16 protein-coding genes are annotated in these 20,543 nt (G+C 68.7%); 9 read left to right on the plus strand and 7 right to left on the minus strand.

Going from position 1 to position 20,543, the window contains the following annotated elements; all coding sequences use genetic code 11:
* Nucleotides 1-32: 32 nt before the first annotated feature.
* The 4 genes from BMY35_RS29570 to BMY35_RS29585 are packed head-to-tail and all read right to left on the minus strand — an operon-like array spanning nucleotide 33 to nucleotide 2,985.
* A complete protein-coding gene (locus tag BMY35_RS29570; RefSeq protein WP_093206566.1) occupies nucleotides 33-1,220 on the minus strand; it encodes a vWA domain-containing protein in 1,188 nt (395 codons plus the stop codon).
* Between the two features lie 44 nt (nucleotides 1,221-1,264).
* Nucleotides 1,265-1,852 (minus strand): GNAT family N-acetyltransferase, encoded by a 588-nt coding sequence (locus tag BMY35_RS29575; protein ID WP_093206567.1) that lies wholly within the window; start codon nucleotides 1,850-1,852, stop codon nucleotides 1,265-1,267.
* Between the two features lie 29 nt (nucleotides 1,853-1,881).
* Nucleotides 1,882-2,127, minus strand: a complete 246-nt coding sequence (locus tag BMY35_RS29580) for a hypothetical protein (protein ID WP_093206568.1) — start codon at nucleotides 2,125-2,127, stop codon at nucleotides 1,882-1,884.
* A gap of 3 nt (nucleotides 2,128-2,130) precedes the next feature.
* Nucleotides 2,131-2,985 carry an AAA family ATPase gene (locus tag BMY35_RS29585; protein ID WP_093206569.1) on the minus strand — a complete coding sequence of 285 codons (855 nt, stop codon included), beginning with the start codon at nucleotides 2,983-2,985 and terminating at the stop codon, nucleotides 2,131-2,133.
* Nucleotides 2,986-3,154: 169 nt separating this feature from the next.
* Between BMY35_RS29585 and BMY35_RS29590 the strand changes: the two genes are divergently transcribed.
* Nucleotides 3,155-3,847 (plus strand): c-type cytochrome, encoded by a 693-nt coding sequence (locus tag BMY35_RS29590; protein ID WP_093206570.1) that lies wholly within the window; start codon nucleotides 3,155-3,157, stop codon nucleotides 3,845-3,847.
* 92 nt (nucleotides 3,848-3,939) lie between these two features.
* Here BMY35_RS29590 and pcaG read toward each other — a convergent pair whose 3' ends face one another.
* Both pcaG and pcaH read right to left on the minus strand, forming a co-directional pair.
* Nucleotides 3,940-4,548, minus strand: a complete 609-nt coding sequence (pcaG, locus tag BMY35_RS29595; protein WP_093206571.1) for a protocatechuate 3,4-dioxygenase subunit alpha — start codon at nucleotides 4,546-4,548, stop codon at nucleotides 3,940-3,942.
* A 17-nt stretch (nucleotides 4,549-4,565) separates the two neighbouring features.
* Nucleotides 4,566-5,300 (minus strand): protocatechuate 3,4-dioxygenase subunit beta, encoded by a 735-nt coding sequence (gene pcaH / locus BMY35_RS29600; RefSeq protein WP_093206572.1) that lies wholly within the window; start codon nucleotides 5,298-5,300, stop codon nucleotides 4,566-4,568.
* A 118-nt stretch (nucleotides 5,301-5,418) separates the two neighbouring features.
* On the opposite strand from pcaH, the gene BMY35_RS29605 reads away from it, so the two are divergent.
* Nucleotides 5,419-6,417 (plus strand): LysR substrate-binding domain-containing protein, encoded by a 999-nt coding sequence (locus tag BMY35_RS29605; RefSeq protein WP_093206573.1) that lies wholly within the window; start codon nucleotides 5,419-5,421, stop codon nucleotides 6,415-6,417.
* 3 nt (nucleotides 6,418-6,420) lie between these two features.
* On the opposite strand, the gene BMY35_RS29610 is transcribed toward BMY35_RS29605, so the two are convergent.
* Complete coding sequence (locus tag BMY35_RS29610) at nucleotides 6,421-6,855, minus strand: DUF1841 family protein (protein ID WP_019656213.1); 435 nt, start codon at nucleotides 6,853-6,855, stop codon at nucleotides 6,421-6,423.
* A gap of 313 nt (nucleotides 6,856-7,168) precedes the next feature.
* Here BMY35_RS29610 and BMY35_RS29615 point away from each other — a divergent pair, with 313 nt between their 5' ends.
* The 7 genes from BMY35_RS29615 (at nucleotide 7,169) to BMY35_RS29645 (ending at nucleotide 20,536) form a co-directional block, all read left to right on the plus strand.
* Entirely contained in the window at nucleotides 7,169-11,557 is a 4,389-nt protein-coding gene (locus tag BMY35_RS29615; protein WP_371287209.1) for a hypothetical protein, read from the plus strand.
* Nucleotides 11,558-11,653: 96 nt separating this feature from the next.
* Complete coding sequence (gene pal / locus BMY35_RS29620) at nucleotides 11,654-12,157, plus strand: peptidoglycan-associated lipoprotein Pal (RefSeq protein WP_093206713.1); 504 nt, start codon at nucleotides 11,654-11,656, stop codon at nucleotides 12,155-12,157.
* 112 nt (nucleotides 12,158-12,269) lie between these two features.
* Nucleotides 12,270-15,356, plus strand: a complete 3,087-nt coding sequence (locus BMY35_RS29625) for a glutamate ligase domain-containing protein (protein WP_093206575.1) — start codon at nucleotides 12,270-12,272, stop codon at nucleotides 15,354-15,356.
* Nucleotides 15,353-15,646 carry a hypothetical protein gene (locus BMY35_RS29630; RefSeq protein WP_093206576.1) on the plus strand — a complete coding sequence of 98 codons (294 nt, stop codon included), beginning with the start codon at nucleotides 15,353-15,355 and terminating at the stop codon, nucleotides 15,644-15,646. The genes BMY35_RS29625 and BMY35_RS29630 overlap by 4 nt, the downstream gene beginning before the upstream one ends.
* A 102-nt stretch (nucleotides 15,647-15,748) precedes the next feature.
* Nucleotides 15,749-17,572 (plus strand): peptidase domain-containing ABC transporter, encoded by a 1,824-nt coding sequence (locus tag BMY35_RS29635; RefSeq protein WP_093206577.1) that lies wholly within the window; start codon nucleotides 15,749-15,751, stop codon nucleotides 17,570-17,572.
* A gap of 40 nt (nucleotides 17,573-17,612) precedes the next feature.
* On the plus strand, nucleotides 17,613-18,929 hold the full coding sequence (locus tag BMY35_RS29640) for an HlyD family type I secretion periplasmic adaptor subunit (RefSeq protein WP_093206578.1): 1,317 nt from the start codon (nucleotides 17,613-17,615) through the stop codon (nucleotides 18,927-18,929).
* The gene (locus tag BMY35_RS29645) at nucleotides 18,926-20,536 is read left to right on the plus strand and encodes a TolC family protein (RefSeq protein ID WP_093206579.1); all 1,611 of its coding nucleotides are present in this window, start codon (nucleotides 18,926-18,928) and stop codon (nucleotides 20,534-20,536) included. The genes BMY35_RS29640 and BMY35_RS29645 overlap by 4 nt, the downstream gene beginning before the upstream one ends.
* Nucleotides 20,537-20,543: the final 7 nt, after the last annotated feature.

A 20,543-nucleotide genomic window follows, 5' to 3' on the forward strand; every position in this document is an offset into this window, starting at 1 on the left:
CCTGAAGGCCCGGCCGGATCGCCGGCATCGTCCTACTTGGACAGCATGCGCATCGCTTCCTCGAGGCCCCGCAGCGTGAGGGGGTACATGCGGTTCGACATCAGCTGCTGCATCACCGCGATGCTCTGGCGGTACTGCCACACGCCCTGCGGCTCGGGGTTGATCCACGCGAACTTCGGGAAGGTGTGCGTAAGGCGCTGGATCCACTCGGCGCCGGCTTCCTCGTTGTTGTATTCGACGCTGCCGCCGGGCTGCAGGATCTCGTAGGGGCTCATGGTCGCGTCGCCGACGAAGATGAGCTTGTAGTCCTTGTTGTACTTGCGCAGGATGTCCCAGGTGGCGAACTTCTCGGAGAAGCGGCGCTTGTTGTTCTTCCACATGAAGTCGTACACGCAGTTGTGGAAGTAGAAGAACTCCAGGTGCTTGAACTCGGTCTTCACGGCCGAGAACAGCTCTTCCACGCGCTGGATGTGCTCGTCCATCGTGCCGCCCACGTCCATCAGCAGCAGCACCTTGACGTTGTTGTGGCGCTCGGGCCGCATCTTGATGTCGAGGAAGCCGGCGTTGGCGGCGGTCGAGTGGATGGTGTCGTCGAGGTCCAGCTCTTCGTCGTGGCCTTCGCGCGCGAACTTGCGCAGCCGGCGCAGCGCGACCTTGATGTTGCGCGTGCCGAGCTCCTGCGTGTCGTCGTAGTCCTTGTAGGCGCGCTGGTCCCACACCTTCACGGCGCTCTTGTTCTTGCCCGCGCCGCCGATGCGCACGCCCTGCGGGTTGTAGCCGCCGTTGCCGAATGGCGAGGTGCCGCCGGTGCCGATCCACTTGCTGCCGCCCTCGTGGCGTTCCTTCTGCTCCTCGAAGCGTTTCTTGAGCGTTTCCATGAGCTCGTCCCAGCCCATTTTCTCGATCTTGGCCTTTTCCTCGGCCGTGAACTCGCGCTCCAGCGTCTTCTTGAGCCAGTCGAGCGGCACTTCCTTGGTGAAGTCGGTCAGCATCTCCACGCCCTTGAAGTAGGCGGCGAAGGCGCGGTCGAACTTGTCGTAGTGCTTCTCGTCCTTCACCAGTGCGGTGCGCGAGAGGTAGTAGAAGTCGTCCAGGCTGTGGGCACCGTCGGAGTTGGGGCCCACCACGTCGGCCTGCAGGGCCTCCAGCAGCGTGAGGTATTCCTTGACCGACACCGGCAGCTTGGCCGAGCGCAGGGTGTAGAAGAAGTCGATGAGCATGGTGGCGCTCCTTCGTTGTGTGTTGTCGTCGCTCGCCGGCGCTTTTAGCCGCGCGGCTTGTCGAGCAGGTACAGCAGCTGCGCCTTCACCTCGGGCCATTCGCCCGCGCGCAGGCTGTACATCACGGTGTCGCGGATGGTGCCGTCGCGGCGCATCACGTTGCCGCGGATCACGCCGTCCTTCTTCGCGCCCAGCCGCTCGATGGCGCGCTGCGAGGCGAAGTTGAAGTTGTCGGTGCGCCAGCCCACCACGTTGCAGCCCAGCGCGTCGAAGGCATGCGTGAGCATCAGCAGCTTGCAGGTGGTGTTGACGTGGGTGCGCTGGCAGCGCGCGGCGTACCACGTGTAGCCGATCTCCACGCGCTTCACGGCGGGCAGGATGTCGTGGAAGCTGGTACTGCCGAGCACGGTGCCGGTGGCCTCGTCGGTCACGGCGAAGGCGAAGCGGTCCGCGGTCTTGAGTGCGGTCTCGATGTAGGCGCGCGTGTTCTCCGGCTCGGGCACGGAGGTGACGCGCAGCTTCCACAGCTCGCCGTCGGCAGCCGCGGCGCGCAGGCCTTCTTCATGGGCCGGCGCGAGCGGCACCAGCGCGATGCCGCGGGCCTTCAGCGTGACGGGTTCGACGAATGCCATTCTTTCCTCCAGGCTCTTCGCGGGCTTCCTCAGCCGCGCGGGTCGCCGTACTTGCCCACGTACCAGAAGCGTGCGGCCTGCGCACCGGCGCCGCCGCCCAGGCCGATGAGCGCGATGCCGATGAGCTCGCGCTTGTTGTATTCGCCGCTGCCGAAGGCGTCGAGGCCCAGCAGCAGCCCGAGCCCGCGGCCCAGCAGCGCGCCCACCATGAACATCACGGCCTGGGCGATGCCCAGCTTCATGAGCTGCCTGGTGGAGTGTTTCTGGCTGCTCATGGCTCAGCGGTTGTTGCGCTGCATGAAGACGAGCTTCTCGAAGAGCGTCACGTCCTGTTCGTTCTTGAGCAGCGCGCCCACCAGCGGCGGCACGGCGACCTTGTCGTCCTTGCTCTGCAGGGCCTCGAGAGGGATGTCCTCGGCCACCAGCAGCTTGAGCCAGTCGAGCAGCTCCGAGGTGGAGGGCTTCTTCTTCAGGCCGGGCAGATTGCGCACGTCGTAGAAAGTCTTCATCGCGGCCGCGAGCAGCTCCTGCTTGAGGCCGGGGAAGTGCACGCCGACGATGTGCTTCATCGTCTCCGCGTCGGGGAACTTGATGTAGTGGAAGAAGCAGCGGCGCAGGAAAGCGTCGGGCAGCTCCTTCTCGTTGTTCGAGGTGATGAACACCACCGGCCGGTGCTTGGCGCGGATGAGCTCGCGCGTCTCGTAGCAGTAGAACTCCATGCGGTCGATTTCGCGCAGCAGGTCGTTCGGGAATTCGATGTCGGCCTTGTCGATCTCGTCGATCAGCAGCGCCACCGGCTGGTCGGCCGTGAAGGCCTGCCAGAGCACGCCCTTGACGATGTAGTTGTTGATGTCGCTCACGCGCTCGCCGCCGTCGACGTCCTTCAGCTGCGAGTCGCGCAGGCGGCTCACGGCGTCGTATTCATAGAGACCCTGCTGCGCCTTGGTGGTCGACTTGATGTGCCACTGCAGCAGCGGCAGGCCGAGCGACTGGGCCACTTCCTCGGCCAGCATTGTCTTGCCCGTGCCGGGTTCGCCCTTGACGAGCAGCGGGCGCTTGAGCGTGATGGCAGCGTTGACCGCGAGCATCAGGTCCTGAGTGGCGACGTAGTTGTCTGAGCCCTGGAATTTCATGAGTGCGATGGATGGAACGGAAGGAACGAGGACGGGGGTGGAGAAAAGAACACACCCGATGTGCGTCGTGCAGCCTCAGGGTTGGCCTGCACAGGGTTCCAGGGGACCCCTGCATATAATCGAATGTTGATCCGAAAAACTGTACTCTCCACGAGATTGTGCGCGCAAAATGAACAAGTTGTTGACCACGATGTTTGCCCTTGCTGTCGCTTCCGTGACGGTCTCGGCTGAAGCCCAACAAGTCACTGGCAAGGCCCAGGACGGAGCAAAGAAGGTACAGATGTGCGTGGGCTGCCACGGCATCATCGGCTACCAGGCCAGCTTCCCGGAGATTCACAAGGTGCCGATGATCGCTGGCCAGAGCGCCACCTACATCACGGCGGCGCTCACCGCGTACAAGGGCGGCGACCGCAAGCATCCCACCATGCGCGCCATCGCGGACACGCTCACCGACCAGGACATCGCCGACATCTCCGCCTACTACAGCCAGCTCGGCCTGAAGGACGGCAGCGCGCCGCCGGCCACGCTGGCCAAGGCCACGCCCGCCAACGTAGAAGCGCTCATCACCCGCAACGCCGACAACAGCTGCACCAAGTGCCACGGCGCCAACTTCAACACGCCGAACGACGGCACCGTGCCCAAGCTGGCCGGCCAGCATGCGGACTACCTGTTCGTCGCGCTCAAGTCGTACCGCGTGAAGAACAACTCGCACCTGGGCCGCTCGAACGCGGTGATGGGCCAGCAGGTCGAGGAGAAGAAGTTCACCAACGCCGAGCTCAAGACGTTGGCCAGCTACATCAGCTCGCTGCCGGGCGAACTGAAGACGGTGCCCGAGTCGCGCATCCATCACGGCGCCGAATAAGCGTTCAGTGCAGGCGCTTCGTTGCGCACAAACAAAAAAGCCCGCTGCTGCGGGCTTTTTTGTGTCGGGGATTTCCCTGAGAGATCGGTGGCTCAGACGTCGAAGAACGCCGTCTCGTCCGCGCCTTGCATGCGGATGTCGAAGCGATAGGTGACTGCGCCGCCTTGCTCCACGCGCTCGGCGATCAGCGTATGGCGGCGGTCGGCAGGCACGCTCTGCAGCACCGCGTCCTTCCCGTTGGCTTCTGCCTCGTCGCTGAAGTACACGCGCGTGAACGCATGCAGCAGCAGGCCGCGCATCAGCACGATGACGTTGATGTGCGGTGCCTCGCCGGGCGATTCGGCGCCGGGCTTGACGGTGTGGAACACGAAGCGGTTGCCTTCGTGCGTGCCGGTGCCCACGCGGCCGAAGGCGCGAAAGCCCATGGCGCGCGCTTCCTCGGGCGTCTGCGGATAGCGGCCTTCGCCGTCGGGCTGGCTGATCTCGACCAGCGCATCGTTGATCGGGTTGCCGTCGCCGTCGATCACGCGGCCTTCGAGGCGGATGCGCTGGCCCTTGGCGTCGTCGAGCGCGAGCACGGCGTCGAAGGGCTGGTCGAAGTCGTAGCCGTACTGCGTGGCGGTGAGACCGTAGGCGAAGTAGGGGCCCACGGTCTGCGAGGGGGTCTGGCCGAAGTCGGCTTCCTGTGCGGTCATCAGCATGATGTGTGTCTCCTGGCTCATCGGTTTTCGAAGGGCGTTTCGTCGGCGCCGCGCAGCACGATGTCGAACTGGTAGCCCAGCGCGTAGCCTTCCTCGGTGATGTCGAGGCTGAAGTCGGCGATCAGGCGGTTGCGGTAGCGCTCGGGCGTGCCGGTGATCATCGGGTCGTACTGCATCAGCGGGTCGCCGGGGAAGTACATCTGCGTGACCAGGCGGCTCGCGAAGCTCTGGCCGAACAGCGACAGGTGGATGTGTTGCGGGCGCCAGGCGTTCGGGTGGTTGCCCCACGGGTACGCGCCGGGCTTGATGGTGAGGAAGCGGTAGCGGCCTTCGCTGTCGGTGAGGCAGCGGCCCGCACCGAGGAAGTTGGGGTCCAGCGGCGCGTCGTGCTGGTCGACCTTGTGCACGTAGCGGCCGGCGGCGTTGGCCTGCCACAGCTCGACCAGCGTGTTGGCCACCGGGCGGCGGCGCTCGTCGAGCACGCGGCCGGTGAGGATCATGCGCTCGCCCAGCGGCTCGCCGTTGCGGCGAGCGTTGCGCGTGAGGTCGTTGTCGAACTCGCCGATGCTGTCGTGGCCGTACACCGGCTGCTGCAGCTCGCCGAGCGAGGCCTTCAGCGGAATGAGCGGCTTCTGCGGGCCGCGCTTCACGGTGGACTTGTAGCCGGGGTAGACGTAGCTGGGGTGGGCATCCCAGTCGCGCGGCGTGAGGATGGGCGAGGGGCCCTTGGGGCCCTGGGTTTTGGTCAACATGAACGTTGTCTCCTGTCGTGGGACGAATCCGGAAGCCGCCACTTTAGAAGCGGCATCCGATGATGTAAATTGAAGATTGCTACGTTTTCAATAACCATAAGGAATTGAAAGCCCACCCTTGAAAGACCCGCTCACCGATCTTCGCCAGGACTTCGTGCGCAACGTGCAGCTGCGGCACCTGCGCTGCCTCGTCACGGTGGCGCAGGAGCGCCATCTCGCGCGCGCCGCCGAGCGGCTGGCGCTGAGCCAGCCGGCGGTGTCGAAGACGCTCTCGGAGCTGGAGGCGATCGCCGGCACGCGGCTGGTCGAGCGCAGCAAGGCCGGCCGGCGCGGCGTGCAGGGACTCACGGCCGCCGGCGAGCAGCTGCTCGCGCACGCGCTGCGCGTGCTCGAGGCGCTCGACGCCAGCGCGCAGGCCGTGGCGCCGGAGACGGGCGCGCGTATCGAGCGCCTGCGCATCGGCGCGCTGCCCAGCGTGGCCCCGGCCCTGCTGCCGCTGGCGCTGGCGCGGCTGCGCGACAGCCGGCCCTCGGTGCAGATCGTGGTGAAGAGCGCGGCCAACGCCGCGCTGCTCGACGAGCTGCGCGCCGGCGAGCTCGACCTGGTGGTCGGCCGCATGAGCGATCCGCGCCTGATGGGCGGCCTGAGCTTCGAGCTGCTGCACACCGAGGCGCTGGTGTTCGCCGTGCGCGCGGGCCATCCGCTGGCGCACAAGGCGGTGTCTGTGCAGGCGGTGCTGGCCTATCCGCTGGTGGTGTACGGCGAGGGCACGATCCCGCGCCACAACACCGAGAGCTTTTTATCGGCGCGCGGTCTCGTGCTGCCGGCCAATGCGCTGCAGACGCTCGACGTGGCGGTGGCGCGCGCGTTGGTGGCGGTGTCCGACGCGGTGTGGATCACGCCGCTGGGCGCCGCGCGAAGCGAGCTGGCCGACGGGCGCCTCGTGCGGCTGCGCATCGAGACTGGCGGCACCGAGGAGCCGGTCGGCCTGCTGCAGCGCAGCGACGCCGAGCCCTCGGCCCTGCGCGCCGCCATGGCCGCACTGCTGCGCGAGGCGGCGAAGGAACAGAGCGCCGTTCCGGCAAGGGCCAGGAAAAAGCCGAAGGCCGGCGGCTAGTACTCAGTCTTTCGTGGCTCGGCGCTGCACGCAGGCCACGTAGCCTTCGCCGTCCGGCGGCCGACCCGCGCGCTGGCTCTCCCACATCATCTGGCCCAGGCACTCCATCGCCTCGTGATGCGCATGGAGCAGCGAACCGCGCCGCGCCGCCAGCAACTCGACCGCCTGGCGGATGCCGCGCGGCTGGTCGATGGAGCACTGCTCGCTGATCGACAGATGCATCGACAGATGAAGGAACGGGTTCTCGCGCCCGTTCGATCCGTCGTAGACCCGCGCCACCGCTGCGTCGGCGTCGGCCAGGTCCTCGTGGTACTCGGGGTGCTGGTCGATCCAGCCGGCGGCGATGGTCTCGAGCGCTTCCATCGGCAGGCCCTGCCGGTGCTTGGCGTAGACGTCGCAGAAGAAGCGGCGCACGTCTTCCTGGGAGGGGTTGAACATATCTATATAGAGGTGAAGGAAAGAAGAGTGGGCGCGGTGCTCGCGGGCGCCCTTGCAGGCGCATTTGAAGGTGTGTCCACGAGCCCTCGGATGTGTCGGACGTTCCGGGTACGCGGCGTTACTTCGTTACGTAACGATTCGCCAAATGACCTGCTTACGAGCTGTTTCCACACCCCGCCGGCAGCCCGCCAAAAAGAAAATTTTCCATACGAATCAACAGGTTGCGATGCTCCGGGCCGCTTTGGCATGGGGCGCGGAAAAAGCGGCACGCTAGTTGCCCCTGAGTAGGCATCTTTTGTCACAGAAGGCTGCCATGACCGCTCAACAAGCATCGACCAATACGACCGAGGGACTTGCCGCCGCTGGCGCTGCTCCTGTGGTCATCGCCCAGGCTACCGTCACACCGCTCGGCACTCCCGGCGTGGTGAGTTCGGCGGCACCCGCCGCAACCGCGGCCCCCCCCGGCATCGGCACATTATCGAATGCCACGCCAGGCGTTGCGGTGATGCGCGACGGTGTCCGCATTCCCGTCGATGGCAATCAGACACTGATGGCCGGCGACCGCGTGATCGTTCCGCAGGACGGCCACGCCAATGTTCTCTTCCCCGGATCGGCCACCAACAAGGCCCCGCTCGCAGGTGTGTTCACCGGCGGCACCGACGCCACCATCGGCTCGACCAAGCTGCCCGGCGGCCTCGAACAAGTGAATGTGGATGTCGCGTCGGGCGACCTGCAGGTGACCCCGCCCGACAGCGATGCGGATGCCGCTGCCCTGGCCGTCACCAAGAAGCTCGCTGCCGGCAGCGGCATCGGGCTGGGTGAATTCGCACTGGGCGCACTGGGCGCCGCAGCCTTGGGCGCCGCGCTCAGCGGCGGTGGCGGCGGCAGCGACAGCGCGTTCCCGCTGCTCGTCGGTTCGGGCAACCCGACCAACCCTGGCGATTCCGACGCGGATGCCGACTCGGATGCGGATGCCGACGCCGACGCGGATGCGGACGGTGATGCGGATGCGGATGCTGACGCTGACGCTGACGCTGACGCTGACGCTGACGCTGACGCTGATGCCGACGCTGATGCCGATGCCGATGCCGATGCCGATGCCGATGCTGATGCTGATGCTGATGCTGATGCTGATGCTGATGCTGATGCTGATGCTGACGCTGACGCTGACGCTGACGCCGACGCTGACGCCGACGCCGACGCCGACGCCGACGCCGACGCAGACGCCGACGCAGACGCTGACGCCGACGCCGACGCAGACGCAGACGGCGACGCCCTCCTCAACCCCGGCGACAGCCTCGTCAACCACGCCGTGGACAGCCTCGGCGGCGCGCTCGGCCTCGGCGATTCGCTCACGCCGGTCACCAACGCGGTCGACGGCCTGACCGACACGCTCGACGACGTGCTGGCTCCGCTGCTCGGCAGCGAGTTCACGCCGAACGACCCCAACCAGTTCGACCCGATCGACAACACCGTCGGCAGCGTGACCGACCTGCTGGGCGACAGCCTGAGCCCCACGCTCGACAACCTGCTGGGTGCCGGTGCCACCACCGCCATCCTCGGCACGGTGCTGGGCCAGGTCGACTACCTGACCGACGCGCTGGACAACGGCCTGACCAACCTGGTCGGTGACCACGGCATCATCAGCGGCCTGACCGACGCACTCGGCCTGAGTGGGCTCACCGACCAGCTGGTGGGCAACGACGGCCTGCTGGGCGGCGTGCTCGACAACGTGCTCGGCGAAGGCAGCCTGGTGTCCGGCCTGCTGGCCGAAGACGGCCTCGTGGGTGGCCTGCTCGGTGACGACGGCATCGTCGGCGGCCTGCTCGGCGAAGACAGCGCGGTGGGTGGCCTGCTGGGCAACGTGCTCGGCGACGACGGCCTCGTCGGCGGCCTGCTGGGCGACGGCGCGGTGGGCAGCCTGACCGGCGGCCTGCTGGGTGACGACGGCCTGCTGGGCGGCCTGCTCGGCGACGGCAGCGCGGTGGGTGGCCTGCTCGGCGACGACGGCCTGGTCGGCGGCCTGCTGGGCGGCGAAGGCACCCTTTCCAACCTGCTCGGCAGCGGCGGCCTCACCGGCGAGCTGCTGGGCCACGGCGGCCTGGTCGACAGCCTGCTCGGCCAGGACGGCGCCATCTCCGGCATCATCGCCGACAGCCCGCTGGGCGGCCTGCTCGGCGGCGAAGGCGGCCTGCTTGGCGGCGCGGTGGGTGGCCTGCTCGGCGACGACGGCCTGGTCGGCGGCCTGCTGGGTGACGACGGCCTCGTTGGCGGTCTGCTCGGCAACGATGGCTTGCTCGGCGGTGTCCTGGGCGGCGACGGCCTGCTGGGCGGTGTGCTCGGCGATGACGGCCTGCTCGGCGGCGTGCTGGGCGGCGACGGTCTCGTCGGTGGCCTGCTCGGTGGCGACGGCCTGCTGGGTGGCGTGGTGGGCGATGACGGTCTGGCCGGCGGCCTGCTGGGCGGCGACGGCCTCGTGGGTGGCCTGCTCGGCGACGACGGTCTTGTCGGCGGCCTGCTGGGTGACGACGGCCTGCTGGGCGGCGTGCTCGGCGACGACGGCGTCGCTGGCGGCCTGCTCGGGCCGGACGGCCTGGTCGGCGGCCTGCTGGGCGAAGAAGGCCCGGTCGGTGGCCTGCTGGGTGAGGACGGCATCGTCGGCGGCCTGCTCGGCGGTCTGCTGGACGGCGTCGGCGGTGGCGGCACCCCTGGCACCGGCGCGGCGCTGCTCGACCCGGCCGACGGCGTGTTCGGCAACCTGGTCGACGGCCTGAATCAAGGCGTGCTCGGCGGGCTCGGCCTGACCAATGTGCTCGGACCGGTGGTCGGCGTCGCCGACGGCCTGACCGACACGGTCGGCGGCCTGCTGGGCCCGGTGCTCGGCACCAGCTTCTCGGAAAACGACCCCAACGTGCTCGACCCGGTCGACGGCCTCGTCGGCCAGGTGGCAAGCGGTGCCGCGGGCCTGCTGAGCCCGCTGACCGACCAGCTGCTCGGCACGAACACGACGGCGGCGCTGCTTAACGGCGTCACGGCGCAAGTCGACTACCTGACCGACGGCGTGGCCAACGTCCTGTCCGGCGACGGCCTCCTTGGCGGTGTCCTGGGTGACGACGGCCTGCTGGGCGGTGACGACGGCCTGCTGGGCGGTGACGGCGGTCTGCTCGGCGGCGTGCTGGGTGACGACGGCTTGCTGGGCGGCGTGCTCGGCGGTGACGGTGGTCTGCTCGGTGGCGTGCTGGGTGACGACGGCGTGCTGGGTGGCGTGCTCGGCGGTGACGGCGGTCTGCTCGGCGGCGTGCTGGGTGATGACGGCCTGCTGGGCGGAGTGCTCGGTGGCGACGGCGGCCTCCTCGGCGGCGTGCTGGGCGACGACGGTCTGCTGGGTGGCGTGCTTGGCGGTGACGGTGGTCTGCTCGGTGGCGTGCTGGGCGACGACGGCCTGCTGGGCGGAGTGCTCGGTGGCGACGGCGGCCTCCTCGGTGGCGTGCTGGGCGACGACGGCCTGTTGGGCGGCGTGCTCGGTGGCGACGGCGGCCTCCTCGGTGGCGTGCTGGGCGACGACGGTCTGCTGGGCGGTGTGCTTGGCGGCGACGGTGGTCTCCTCGGCGGAGTGCTGGGTGAAGACGGTCTGGTCGGCGGCCTCCTCGGCAGCGTGACCGGCGGCGACGCTGGCGGCCTGCTCGACGGCGTGCTCGGCAGCGACGGTCTGGTCGGTGGCCTGCTCGGCAGCGTGACCGGTGGCGACGCTGGCGGCCTGCTGGATGGCGTGCTCGGCAGCGACGGCCTCGTCGGTGGCCTGCTCGGCAGCGTGACCGGCGGCGACGCTGGCGGCCTGCTGGACGGCGTACTCGGCAGCGACGGCCTGGTCGGCGGCCTGCTCGGCACCGTGACCGGTGGCGATGCTGGTGGCCTGCTCGACGGCGTGCTCGGTAGCGACGGCCTGGTCGGCGGTTTGCTCGGCACCGTGACTGGTGGCGATGCTGGCGGCCTGCTCGACGGTGTGCTCGGTAGCGACGGCCTGGTCGGTGGCCTGCTCGGCACCGTGACTGGTGGCGACGCTGGCGGCCTGCTCGACGGCGTCCTCGGCAGCGACGGTCTGGTCGGTGGCCTGCTCGGCACCGTGACCGGCGGCGACGCTGGTGGTCTGCTCGACGGCGTGCTCGGCAGCGACGGTCTGGTCGGTGGCCTGCTCGGCACCGTGACTGGTGGCGACGCTGGTGGTCTGCTCGACGGCGTGCTCGGCAGCGACGGTCTGGTCGGCGGCCTGCTCGGCACCGTGACCGGCGGCGACGCTGGCGGTCTGCTCGACGGCGTACTCGGCAGTGACGGCCTCGTCGGCAGCCTCCTGGGTCAAGACGGCCTGGTGGGCAGCCTGCTCGGCGGCCTGACCGGCAGCGACGGCGCGGTGGCCAACATCCTGCAGCCGGTGACCGACGTCGCCGGCAGCGTGACCGACACCGCGGCTCCGGTCGTGTCGAGCGCCACCAGCGCAGTGCACGACGCGACCGCTCCGGTGACCGACATCCTGGCAGGTGCCACGACGACGGTCGCTCCGGTGGCGGATGCCGTCAACAGCACGGTGAGCGGCGTCGAACATGCCGTGACCCCGCTGGTGACCGAGGTTGTGACCCCGATCACCAGCCTGGTCGAGCACGCCGTGTCGCCCGTGACGAACGTCCTGCACGGCCTGCTGGGCTGATCGTCCGGAAACAGACAACAGAAGGAAGAGGGGCGAGGGAGCTTGCTGCAGCACCAGGGACAGGCCGCCACCGGCCTGTCCCGCGAAAGGACCAACATGAAAAAGAACTTCCAGACACTGGCCATCGTCGCGCTCGGCGCAGCACTCGTGGGCTGCGCGGCCCCCAAGAGCGGTCGTGACGATGCGACCTACTACTACTCGAACAAGGCCGCTACCGCGGTGCCGAAGGTGGAGCCGGCACCGCCGCCGCCGGTGCAGAACGGACCGGTCGGCGTGCCGAAGATCGTCTACTTCGACTTCGACAAATACAACATCAGGCCCGGCGACCGGAACATCGTGGAGGCTCACGCGAGCTTCCTGCGCAACCGGCCGCAGAGCCGGGTCGTGATCGAGGGCCACACCGACCAGCGCGGCGGCCGCGAATACAACCTGGCGCTGGGCCAGCGCCGTGCCGACTCGGTGGCGCGCGCGCTCACGCAGCTCGGCGTGCCCGCCGAACGCATCGAGGCCATCAGCTGGGGCCTGGAAAAGCCCGCATCGAACGAAACCACGGAGGAGGGCTATCAGCTCAATCGCAGAGCCGAATTCAGCTATCGCTGAGGCCGGATCACCGCGATGACTTCGGTCGTGGCAGTTCCCGGTCCGCGCACACGTCACCAGAGCGAAAGCAGATGACGGGCGTGGCCGGTTTCCCGCATCCGAACGGGGCCGAATGATGTCCTTCACAGACCAGCTCCACGCCTGCCACGAACGCCTTGTGTCGGTGTGCGCGGCGCTGCCGGCCCCGTATCCGGCCTTCACGCTGTTCTTCTCCGTGAGCGACGGCTCGCAACGTGCACATGTCGTGCACGCGCGGGCCGCCGATTTCGAGACCGCCTGGCGCGAGGGCGCCGGGCACATGGAGAGCTGGGTGCGCGAGCGCGGCATCGTGTCGCCGTGGCTGCGCATCGACTGGGTCGAGGGCGCGAGCCCGATGGACTGGGCCCAGTTCAAGACCCAGCTCACCGCCGTCAAGCGCAACTACTTTCGCCTCGGGCTGGCCTTCGACAAGGACTTCTCGATGGCCTTCACCGAGCAGGAGCTCAACGCCAACGCGATGCTGTGCGGCGACTCGACCATTCCGCACTCGGTGGTGAACGCGCGCAACTTCGAGGTCTACAGCCAGGCGCGCTTCGAGCGCTCGCCGCCGCTGGACATGTCGGCGGACCACCCGGTCTACCTGCTCGCGACCGTGGGCGTGTTCTGCCAGCCCGACGGCGTGGTGCACAAGCTGGTGGGCACGGGGCTCGACGCGGGCCGCCGGCAGCTGCCGGCGCTCAATCCGCAATCGGTGCTCGACCTCGTGCGCAGCGGCTCGTCGTACCTGGCGCGCCAGGTGCAGGGCGACGGCCTCTTCGTGTACGGCTACTTCCCGTGCTTCGACCGCCGCATCCCGACCTACGACGCGATGCGCCACGCGAGCGCGGTCTACGCCATGCTCGAGTCGTGGGAGCTCACGCGCGACGAGACGCTGCGCGCGGCCATCGACCGGGCGCTGGACCATCTCACCGGATCGCTGATCCGCGACTACACGCTGCTCGACGGCCGCGCCGTGGCCTTCCTGGTCGATACCGGCGGCGAGATCAAGCTCGGCGGCAACGCGGCCTGCGTGCTCGCGCTGGTGAAGTACTGCGAGCTGATGGAAACGCGCCGCTGGCTGCCGCTGCTGGAGCGGCTCGCGCTGGGCATCGTCTCGCTGCAGGACCCGGCCACCGGACGCTTCAACCACGTGCTGCACGCGGCCGACCTCACGGTCAAGCAGGCCTCGCGCATCATCTACTACGACGGCGAGGCGGCCTACGGACTCATGCGCCTGTACAGCCTCACGCGCGAGCCGCAATGGCTTGCCGTGGTGGAGAAGGCCTTCGACCATTTCATCGCCAGCCAGCACTGGCAGGCGCACGACCACTGGCTCAGCTGCTGCGTGCACGAGCTCACGCACTGGAGCCCGCAGGAGAAGTACTTCCGCTTCGGCCTGCAGAACGTGGCGGGGTATCTCGATTTCGTGCTCGACCGGAAGACCACCTTCCCGACGCTGCTCGAACTCATGCTGGCCGCGCAGCAGATGCTCCAGCGGCTCGAAGGCATGCCCGCGATGCGGCACCTTCTGGACGAGCTCGACACCGAGAAGTTCTACCGCGCGCTCGACTACCGCGCGCACTACCTGCTCAACGGCTTCTTCTGGCCAGAGATGGCGATGTACTTCCGCCGGCCGGCGACGGTGGTGGGCTCGTTCTTCATCCGCCACCACTCGTTCCGCGTGCGCATCGACGACGTCGAGCAGTACCTCTCGGGCTTCGCCGCCTACCACCGCTACCTGGTGGAGCGGCGGGCCTCGCCGGGCGCCGCGGGCACGGGCTCCGGCGGAGGCCGCGACGACGGCGCCGTGTGGACCGCGAGCGAGATGGCGCGCGTCACCGGCGGCGAATGGGTCGTGAAGCCCGAGGACGGATGGCGCGCCGCCGGCGTTGCGCAGCGCTCCTTCATGCGCAAGGGGCGCGTGGTGTTCGACCACCAGACGCGACCCTCGAAGACGCCGCTGGCGGCGGTCACGCTCAAGGGCGTGCTGCAGCCGGCCGCGGCCGTGCTGTGCTCCGACCCCAAGCCGCATCTCGACAAGCGCGTGCCCGTGCTCAAGGTGTCGAACGTGCTGCAGGCCGTGCTGGAGCTGGGCGACCATGCGCGCGCCGAATTCGCGGGCCGCGTGTGCGGCGTGCTCGGCAGCGGCGCTGGCAGCGGCACCGTGGCCGCCATGCTGGCCGGCGCGCTGACCGTGTGGGGCGAGGTCGGCCAGCCCGAGGGCAACATCAGCCTGCCGTCGGGCATCGCCTGGAACATGACCTGCATGCCGCGCCATGCGGCCTACTGGGTGCTGGAGATGGGCACCTCGCACATGCCGGCTTCCGCGCAACTGGTGCGCCCGTCGCTCATGGTGGTGACGGGGCTCTCGACCGCGTCGCAGAAGCACCGCGGGCCCTCGGAAGCGGCCGCGCGGCTCGACAGCCGGATCTTCCAGGCCATGGTGCCGGGCGACAGCGTGGTGCTCAACCGCGACATGGCCGAGTTCGCGACCTTCGCCGAGGCGGCGATGGCACAGCAGCTGCAGATCGTGACCTGCGGCGAGCACAGGGACGCCGACGTGCGCCTGCTCGGCTTCGACCACGGCGAGGTGCAGGCGCTGGTGGCGGGCGAGCCTTTCCAGCTGCGGCTGAACGCGCCGGGACGCCACATGGGCGCGAGCGCCATCGCGGCGCTCGCTGCACTGCAGGCGATGCGCCTGCCGCTGGCCGCCGCGGTCGAGCCCTTCGCGCACTTCGAGCCGCCGGGCGGACGCGGCGCGCTGCACACCATTCACATCGGCGGCGGCAGCTTCAAGCTGATCGACGAGACCTACGACGCCAACCCGAGCTCGATGCGCGCGGCGCTGGAGCTGCTCTCGCAGGCTCCCTGCGAACCGGCGCGGCGCGTGGCGATCCTCGGCGACATGCAGGAGCTCGGCCCCGCCGCGCAACGCCACCACCTCGACCTCGAGGCCGAGCTGCTCGCATCGCAGCCCGACCGCGTGCTGCTGTGCGGACCGCTGATGCGCGCGCTGCATGCGCGCATCCGCACCAAGGTCCGCTCGCACTGGTTCGTCGACGTGTCCGACCTGTCGACCGCGCTGGGCGGGCTGCTGCAGCCCGGCGACTGGGTGTTGGCGAAGAGTTCCGCGGGCATCGGCCTGTCGAGGCTGGCCCGCGTTTTGAAAGCACTGCCATGAGATGGAACGCACTCCTGCATTCGCCCTTCTTCGATCATGAGCCGCGGCTGCGGCGCGAGCCCTCGCGGCGCTGGTGGCTGGGCTGGCTGCAACTGCTGTGCGCATGGGTGCTGTGCATGCTGCTGTGCGCCAACATCGCGCTGGTGTTCGCACAGGGTTTGCCCGGACAGACAGGGGAGGCCAGGGCAGGGAGGCCGGCCGGTTGCGCGGTTACGGGAAGCGCCGCGCAACCGGAGCCGGTTCATGGGATCAGGGCCGATGTGACGAGAGGGCAGAAGCTGTCTTGCTGATGTGTGTTTGAAGCGCACCGCGCATCAATTTTTGCCTTGTAACAGCCGGGTAACAGTTGATAATGACGCAGGCGTCATTGCACGACGAACCGGCTCTTCTCCATGATCAAGTTCCTCCTGCCAAGCCAACTGGTTGCCGAGACTCCGGACGAGCCCGGTGCCAGTCCCTACGCGGGCGCGCTGAACGCCGCGTTCCGCGCCGCCTACCCGCTCGTGAAGAGCGCCGCATGGCGCTCGCTGCCCATCAGCCTGTTCGGGCTGCTGCCCTCGATCTTCCTGCTGCAGGTGTATGACCGCGTGCTCTCGCGCAGCGGCACGTCGACGCTCGCGGCGCTGGTCAGCGGCATCCTGTTTTTCCTGTGCATCGAGTTCTGGCTGCGCACGCGCCGCTCGCGTCTGCTGCGCAATGCGGGCGCCATCGTCGATCACGGTGTCTCGGGCGCATTGCTCGATTCGATGCTGGGCCGGCCGCTGCGCGCGCTCGAGGCGCGGCCCGCGTCGGTGTGGCACCTGTACTTCCGCGACGTGGCTTCGGTGCGCGGCACCATCACCGGCGGGCTGGCCCAATCCATCTTCGACCTGCCCATGGCCGTCTTCGCGCTGGTGGTCATCGGCATCGTCGCGCTACCGGTGCTGCCGGTGGTGTTGCTGTTCCTCGCGATCATGTCCTTCCTCGCGTGGTGGTGGGCCGACGAGGTGCGCTCCGGCCGCGTCGAGGAAGTGCAGCGCGGGCGTGGCCTGGAGCGCGTGACCGCCGAGATCTGCAACGCGCGCGAGACGCTCAAGGCCCAGGCCAACGACGGTCCCACCGTCGAGATGTGGCGCCAGACCTACAACGCCTGGCTCGCCGAGAGCTTCAGCAAGAACGGCCAGATCGAGAGCGCGCGCGACGGCACCACAGTGCTGCTGACCGTGTTCTCCGTCGTCGTCGTGACCGTGGGCGCGGTCTCGGTGATGGAGCAGTGGATGACGGTGGGCGGCCTCGTCGCCTCGAACATGCTGGCGCTCAAGGCGCTGCAGCCGGTGGCGGGGCTGGTGTCGAACTGGCGCTCGCTGGCCACCGCGAAGGAAGCAGCCAAGCGCCTGGAGACCGTGCTGCGCGAGCCGGTGGAGAAGCCGCCCACTGGCATGACACTGCCCCAGCCGCTGGGCCGCATCACGCTGAAGGACGTGAGCTTCAGCTTCACCGAGAACTCGCAGCAGCCGGTGCTGGAAAACGTCGACCTCGACATCGGCCCGGGCGGCCTGCACGTGATCGTGGGGCGCAACGGCGCGGGCAAGTCCACGCTGGTGAAGCTGCTGTCGGGCCTGTACACGCCCACGCGCGGCATCGTGAGCATCGGCGAGTACGACCTCTCGCAGTTCGGCCGCGAAGAACTCTCGCGCTGGATCAGCTACCTCTCGCAGGAGGTCTACTGGTTCGGCGGTTCGCTCATCGACGTGATGCGCCGCAACGCGCCGGGCCAGAGCGACGAGCAGATCGTCGCGGCCTGCAAGCTCTCGGGTGCGCACGACTTCATCTCGCGGCTGCCCGACGGCTATCGCACCATGGTGGGCGAAGGCGGCACCGGCGTGTCGGTGGGCGAGCGGCGCAAGCTGGCGCTGGCCATGAGCTTCCTGCGCAAGCCCTCTGTGCTGGTGCTCGACGAGCCCAGCAACGACCTCGATTTCCAGAGCGAGCGCAACCTGCTCGCCACGCTGCTCGCGGTGGCCAAGGTGCGCACCGTGGTGGTGGTCACGCACTCGCTGCGCATCGTCTCGGCGGCCAACGTGGTCTACCACGTCACTGGCCAGGGCAATGTGGAACAGGGCGCGGCCGCTGTGATGGTGCCGAAGCTTTTCGGCGTGAAGAAGCCGCTGGTGGCGCTGGGCGATGCGGAAGACGGCGCGGCGGGGGCCACGCCGGCCTCCCGTTCGATGGCGTGACGCGCAGCAGCGATGAACGACGAGTGACCGGGGACGCGATTTGAAAATAGACCTGCCGCAGATTCTTCAGGACGAGAACGACAAGCGCGCGGCACAGACCTCGCCACAGGGACGGCGGCGCCAGTGGATCATCGGCGGTGCGATCGGCCTGCTCGCACTGGTCGGCCTGGGCTTCCCGATGGAGACCGTGGTGGTCGCGCCGGGGCGCGTGATCCCGTCGGACCGCGTCAAGTCCATCCAGCATCTGGAGGGCGGCATCGTCAGCAACGTGCTGGTGAAGGAAGGCGAGAAGGTCAAGCAGGGCCAGTCGCTGGTCGAGATCGACCTCGGCGGCAGCGGCCTCAACCTCGAGGAGCTCACCGCCCGCTACGCCGCCACGCAGGCCACGCGCGTGCGGCTCATGGCCGAGAGCCGCGGCCAGCCGCTCACGCGCGCATCCTTCGCGACAGACATCGACGAGGGCGTGCTCGAAGGCGAGACCGGCGCCTACCAGGCGCGCGCGCTCGAGCAGCGCGGCGTGATGGCCGGCGCCGTGTCGGGCCTGGAGCAGGCGCGCAGCAAGAAGCTGGAGCAGGAGGCCAAGGCCAAGGGCCTGAGCGACCGGCTCGCGCTGATGCAGAAGGAACTGGAGATCTCCGAGCAGCTGCTCAGCGAGAAGCTGGTCGGCCAGGTCGAGGTGCTGGAGAAGCGGCGCCAGGCCGAGAGCGTGCGCAGCGAGCTCGCGGTGGCGCGTCAGGGCGTGGTCTCGGCCAATGCCTCCATCACCGAGGCGCAGGCCAAGATGGCCGAAGCCGAGGGACGTTTCCGCCGTCGTGCATCGGACGAGCTGGCCACCGTCGAGCGCCAGTTCGCGAGCCTGGCCGAGGACCTGGCGCGCGCGCGCACCCAGCGCTCGCGCACCGTGGTGAAGGCGCCGTCGGACGGCATCGTGAAGGGCCTGCGCAACTCCAGCCCGGGCTGGGTGGTGAAGCCCGGCGAATCGATTCTCGAAGTGGTGCCCGACGAGGACGAGATCATGGTCGAGGCGCGGCTCAATCCCAACGACCGCGGCTTCGTCGAAGTGGGCCAGCAGGCACGCGTGAAGATCACCGCCTACGACTACCTGCGCTACGGCGCGGTCGAGGGCAAGGTCAAGCTGGTGGCGGCCGACGCCGACCGCGACCCGGCCATCTCCAACGGCGCGCCGTACTACCGGCTGCTCATCAGCATGTCGCAGTCGCACGTGGGCCGCGACGAGAACCGCATCACCGCCGGCATGGAGTCCGAAGTGGACTTGCGTGTGGGCACCGACCCGTTCATCTGGTACATCCTGCGACCCGTGCTCAAGCTTCGCCGCGAAGCCTTCCGCGAACCATGAAGTACCGCAAACCGGTCGATCTGCGCCGCGTGGGCACCGGCGCCGTCTGCGCGGCCCTGTACGGAAGCCTGTATGCGGGCCTCGCGGGACTCGTGCTGTCGCCCGCCGCCTTCGCGCAGGAGCAGCAGCCGTTCCAGGAAGAGGCGGTCGTCACCTCGCCGGCTGTTCCGCTGGTTCTCGCGCGCCGGCTTTCTCAGCCGTCGCTCGGCGCGGCCAGCTACGCGCAGCAGGTGAAGCAGGCCCTGATCGCGCTGTCGCAGGAATACCCCGAGGTGCAGACCGCGCAGGCCGCGGCCAACACCAGCAGCTACGGCGTCGATGCCGCGAAGCAGGCGCGCTACCCGAAGTTCAAGGTCGGCACCTCGTCCGGCAACTACAACAGCGGCGCGGCCAACGCCAAGACTCAGAGCTACACGGTGCTCACCGCCGAGGCGCGCGTGAGCCTGCTCGACGGCGGCGCCATGAGCGCAGCGCAGCGCGCCGCCGAGGCCGGCAACCAGGCGGACGACGAAGCCGTCATCACCACATCGCAGAAGGTGGTGCTGGACGCGCTCACCGCCTACCTGCAGGTGCAGCGCTTCGACCTGAAGAAGCAGATCGCGCACAAGGCCACCGAGGTGGTGGCCGAGCTCTCGAAGGCCGAGGCCCGTCGCGTGGCGCTGGGCGTGAGCGGTGACAACGACCTCAACATGGCCGCCTCGCGCCGCGCGCTGGTGGCCGCGCGCGAATCCGACTTCGAGGCCCAGCGCGACGAGGCGATCGCCAAGTTCCGCAACTACTTCAAGTTCTCGCCCAATGCCGAGTCGCTGCCCGTGCTCGCGGCGCCCGCGCAATGGCGCATCGCCACGCAGGAAGAAGCGCTGCGCCGAGCCGAGGCGCGCAGCACCGAGATCGCCGAGGCGCAGGGCCGCATCGAGCGGGCGAGGGCGCTGGCCGACCAGCAGGACGCGAGCCTCTACCCCACGCTCGACGCCGTGCTCGTGAAGAGCAGGGACCCGCGCGGCGTGTCGCCGCAGGACCCGACGCGCGCGGCCTTCGAACTCAACTGGAACTTCGGCAACGGCTTCGACCGGCAACTGCGCCTGAAGTCGGCGCTGGCCGAAGTCGCCAACCAGGAAGCCAAGCTCGAAGGCGTGAAGAACAACCTGTTCGAACTCACGGCGGCCTCGTGGTCGCGCACCGTCTCCGGCCGCGAGCGCGAGAAGCAGCTGATGGAAGCCGTCAGCACCTCGGGCCAGGCCTTCCGCGGCCGCCGCCGCCTGATGGAATTCGGCCGCGAGACCCTGCCCAAGGTGCTCGACGCCCAACTCGACTACTACACGCTGCTCTTCGACTACGTCGATGGCGTCTTCGACCTGCGCATCTCGGAACTGCGCCTGGCGCGCACCACCGGCGAATTGCGCATCGACCCGCTGAGCCCCAACGGCTGGATCGACGGCCTCTTCGGCGCCCCCAGGCGCCAGGTGCTCACGGAAGACGGCCTGCTTGGCACCCTCTGCATCTCGAGCAACACCGCCTGCGCCACCGAGCCGGTGGCCGAACGCACGGTCGGAATGGCAGGGCCTCCGCCCGCCCTGCGCAAAACCCAAAGACTCTCCATCCCCTGATCCCCGA

The organism is Variovorax sp. YR750 (genome assembly GCF_900109805.1).
In the GTDB taxonomy this organism is placed as follows: domain Bacteria; phylum Pseudomonadota; class Gammaproteobacteria; order Burkholderiales; family Burkholderiaceae_C; genus Variovorax; species Variovorax gossypii.

What these genes read in the sequence shown, in the direction of transcription:
- BMY35_RS29570 (WP_093206566.1), bottom strand. Translation starts at nt 1,220, where the DNA reads ATGCTCATCGACTTCTTCTACACCCTGCGCTCGGCCAAGCTGCCGGTG.
- BMY35_RS29575 (WP_093206567.1), bottom strand. Translation starts at nt 1,852, where the DNA reads ATGGCATTCGTCGAACCCGTCACGCTGAAGGCCCGCGGCATCGCGCTG.
- BMY35_RS29580 (WP_093206568.1), bottom strand. Translation starts at nt 2,127, where the DNA reads ATGAGCAGCCAGAAACACTCCACCAGGCAGCTCATGAAGCTGGGCATC.
- BMY35_RS29585 (WP_093206569.1), bottom strand. Translation starts at nt 2,985, where the DNA reads ATGAAATTCCAGGGCTCAGACAACTACGTCGCCACTCAGGACCTGATG.
- BMY35_RS29590 (WP_093206570.1), top strand. Translation starts at nt 3,155, where the DNA reads ATGAACAAGTTGTTGACCACGATGTTTGCCCTTGCTGTCGCTTCCGTG.
- pcaG (WP_093206571.1), bottom strand. Translation starts at nt 4,548, where the DNA reads ATGCTGATGACCGCACAGGAAGCCGACTTCGGCCAGACCCCCTCGCAG.
- pcaH (WP_093206572.1), bottom strand. Translation starts at nt 5,300, where the DNA reads ATGTTGACCAAAACCCAGGGCCCCAAGGGCCCCTCGCCCATCCTCACG.
- BMY35_RS29610 (WP_019656213.1), bottom strand. Translation starts at nt 6,855, where the DNA reads ATGTTCAACCCCTCCCAGGAAGACGTGCGCCGCTTCTTCTGCGACGTC.
- BMY35_RS29615 (WP_371287209.1), top strand. Translation starts at nt 7,169, where the DNA reads ATGACCGCTCAACAAGCATCGACCAATACGACCGAGGGACTTGCCGCC.
- pal (WP_093206713.1), top strand. Translation starts at nt 11,654, where the DNA reads ATGAAAAAGAACTTCCAGACACTGGCCATCGTCGCGCTCGGCGCAGCA.
- BMY35_RS29625 (WP_093206575.1), top strand. Translation starts at nt 12,270, where the DNA reads ATGATGTCCTTCACAGACCAGCTCCACGCCTGCCACGAACGCCTTGTG.
- BMY35_RS29630 (WP_093206576.1), top strand. Translation starts at nt 15,353, where the DNA reads ATGAGATGGAACGCACTCCTGCATTCGCCCTTCTTCGATCATGAGCCG.
- BMY35_RS29635 (WP_093206577.1), top strand. Translation starts at nt 15,749, where the DNA reads ATGATCAAGTTCCTCCTGCCAAGCCAACTGGTTGCCGAGACTCCGGAC.
- BMY35_RS29645 (WP_093206579.1), top strand. Translation starts at nt 18,926, where the DNA reads ATGAAGTACCGCAAACCGGTCGATCTGCGCCGCGTGGGCACCGGCGCC.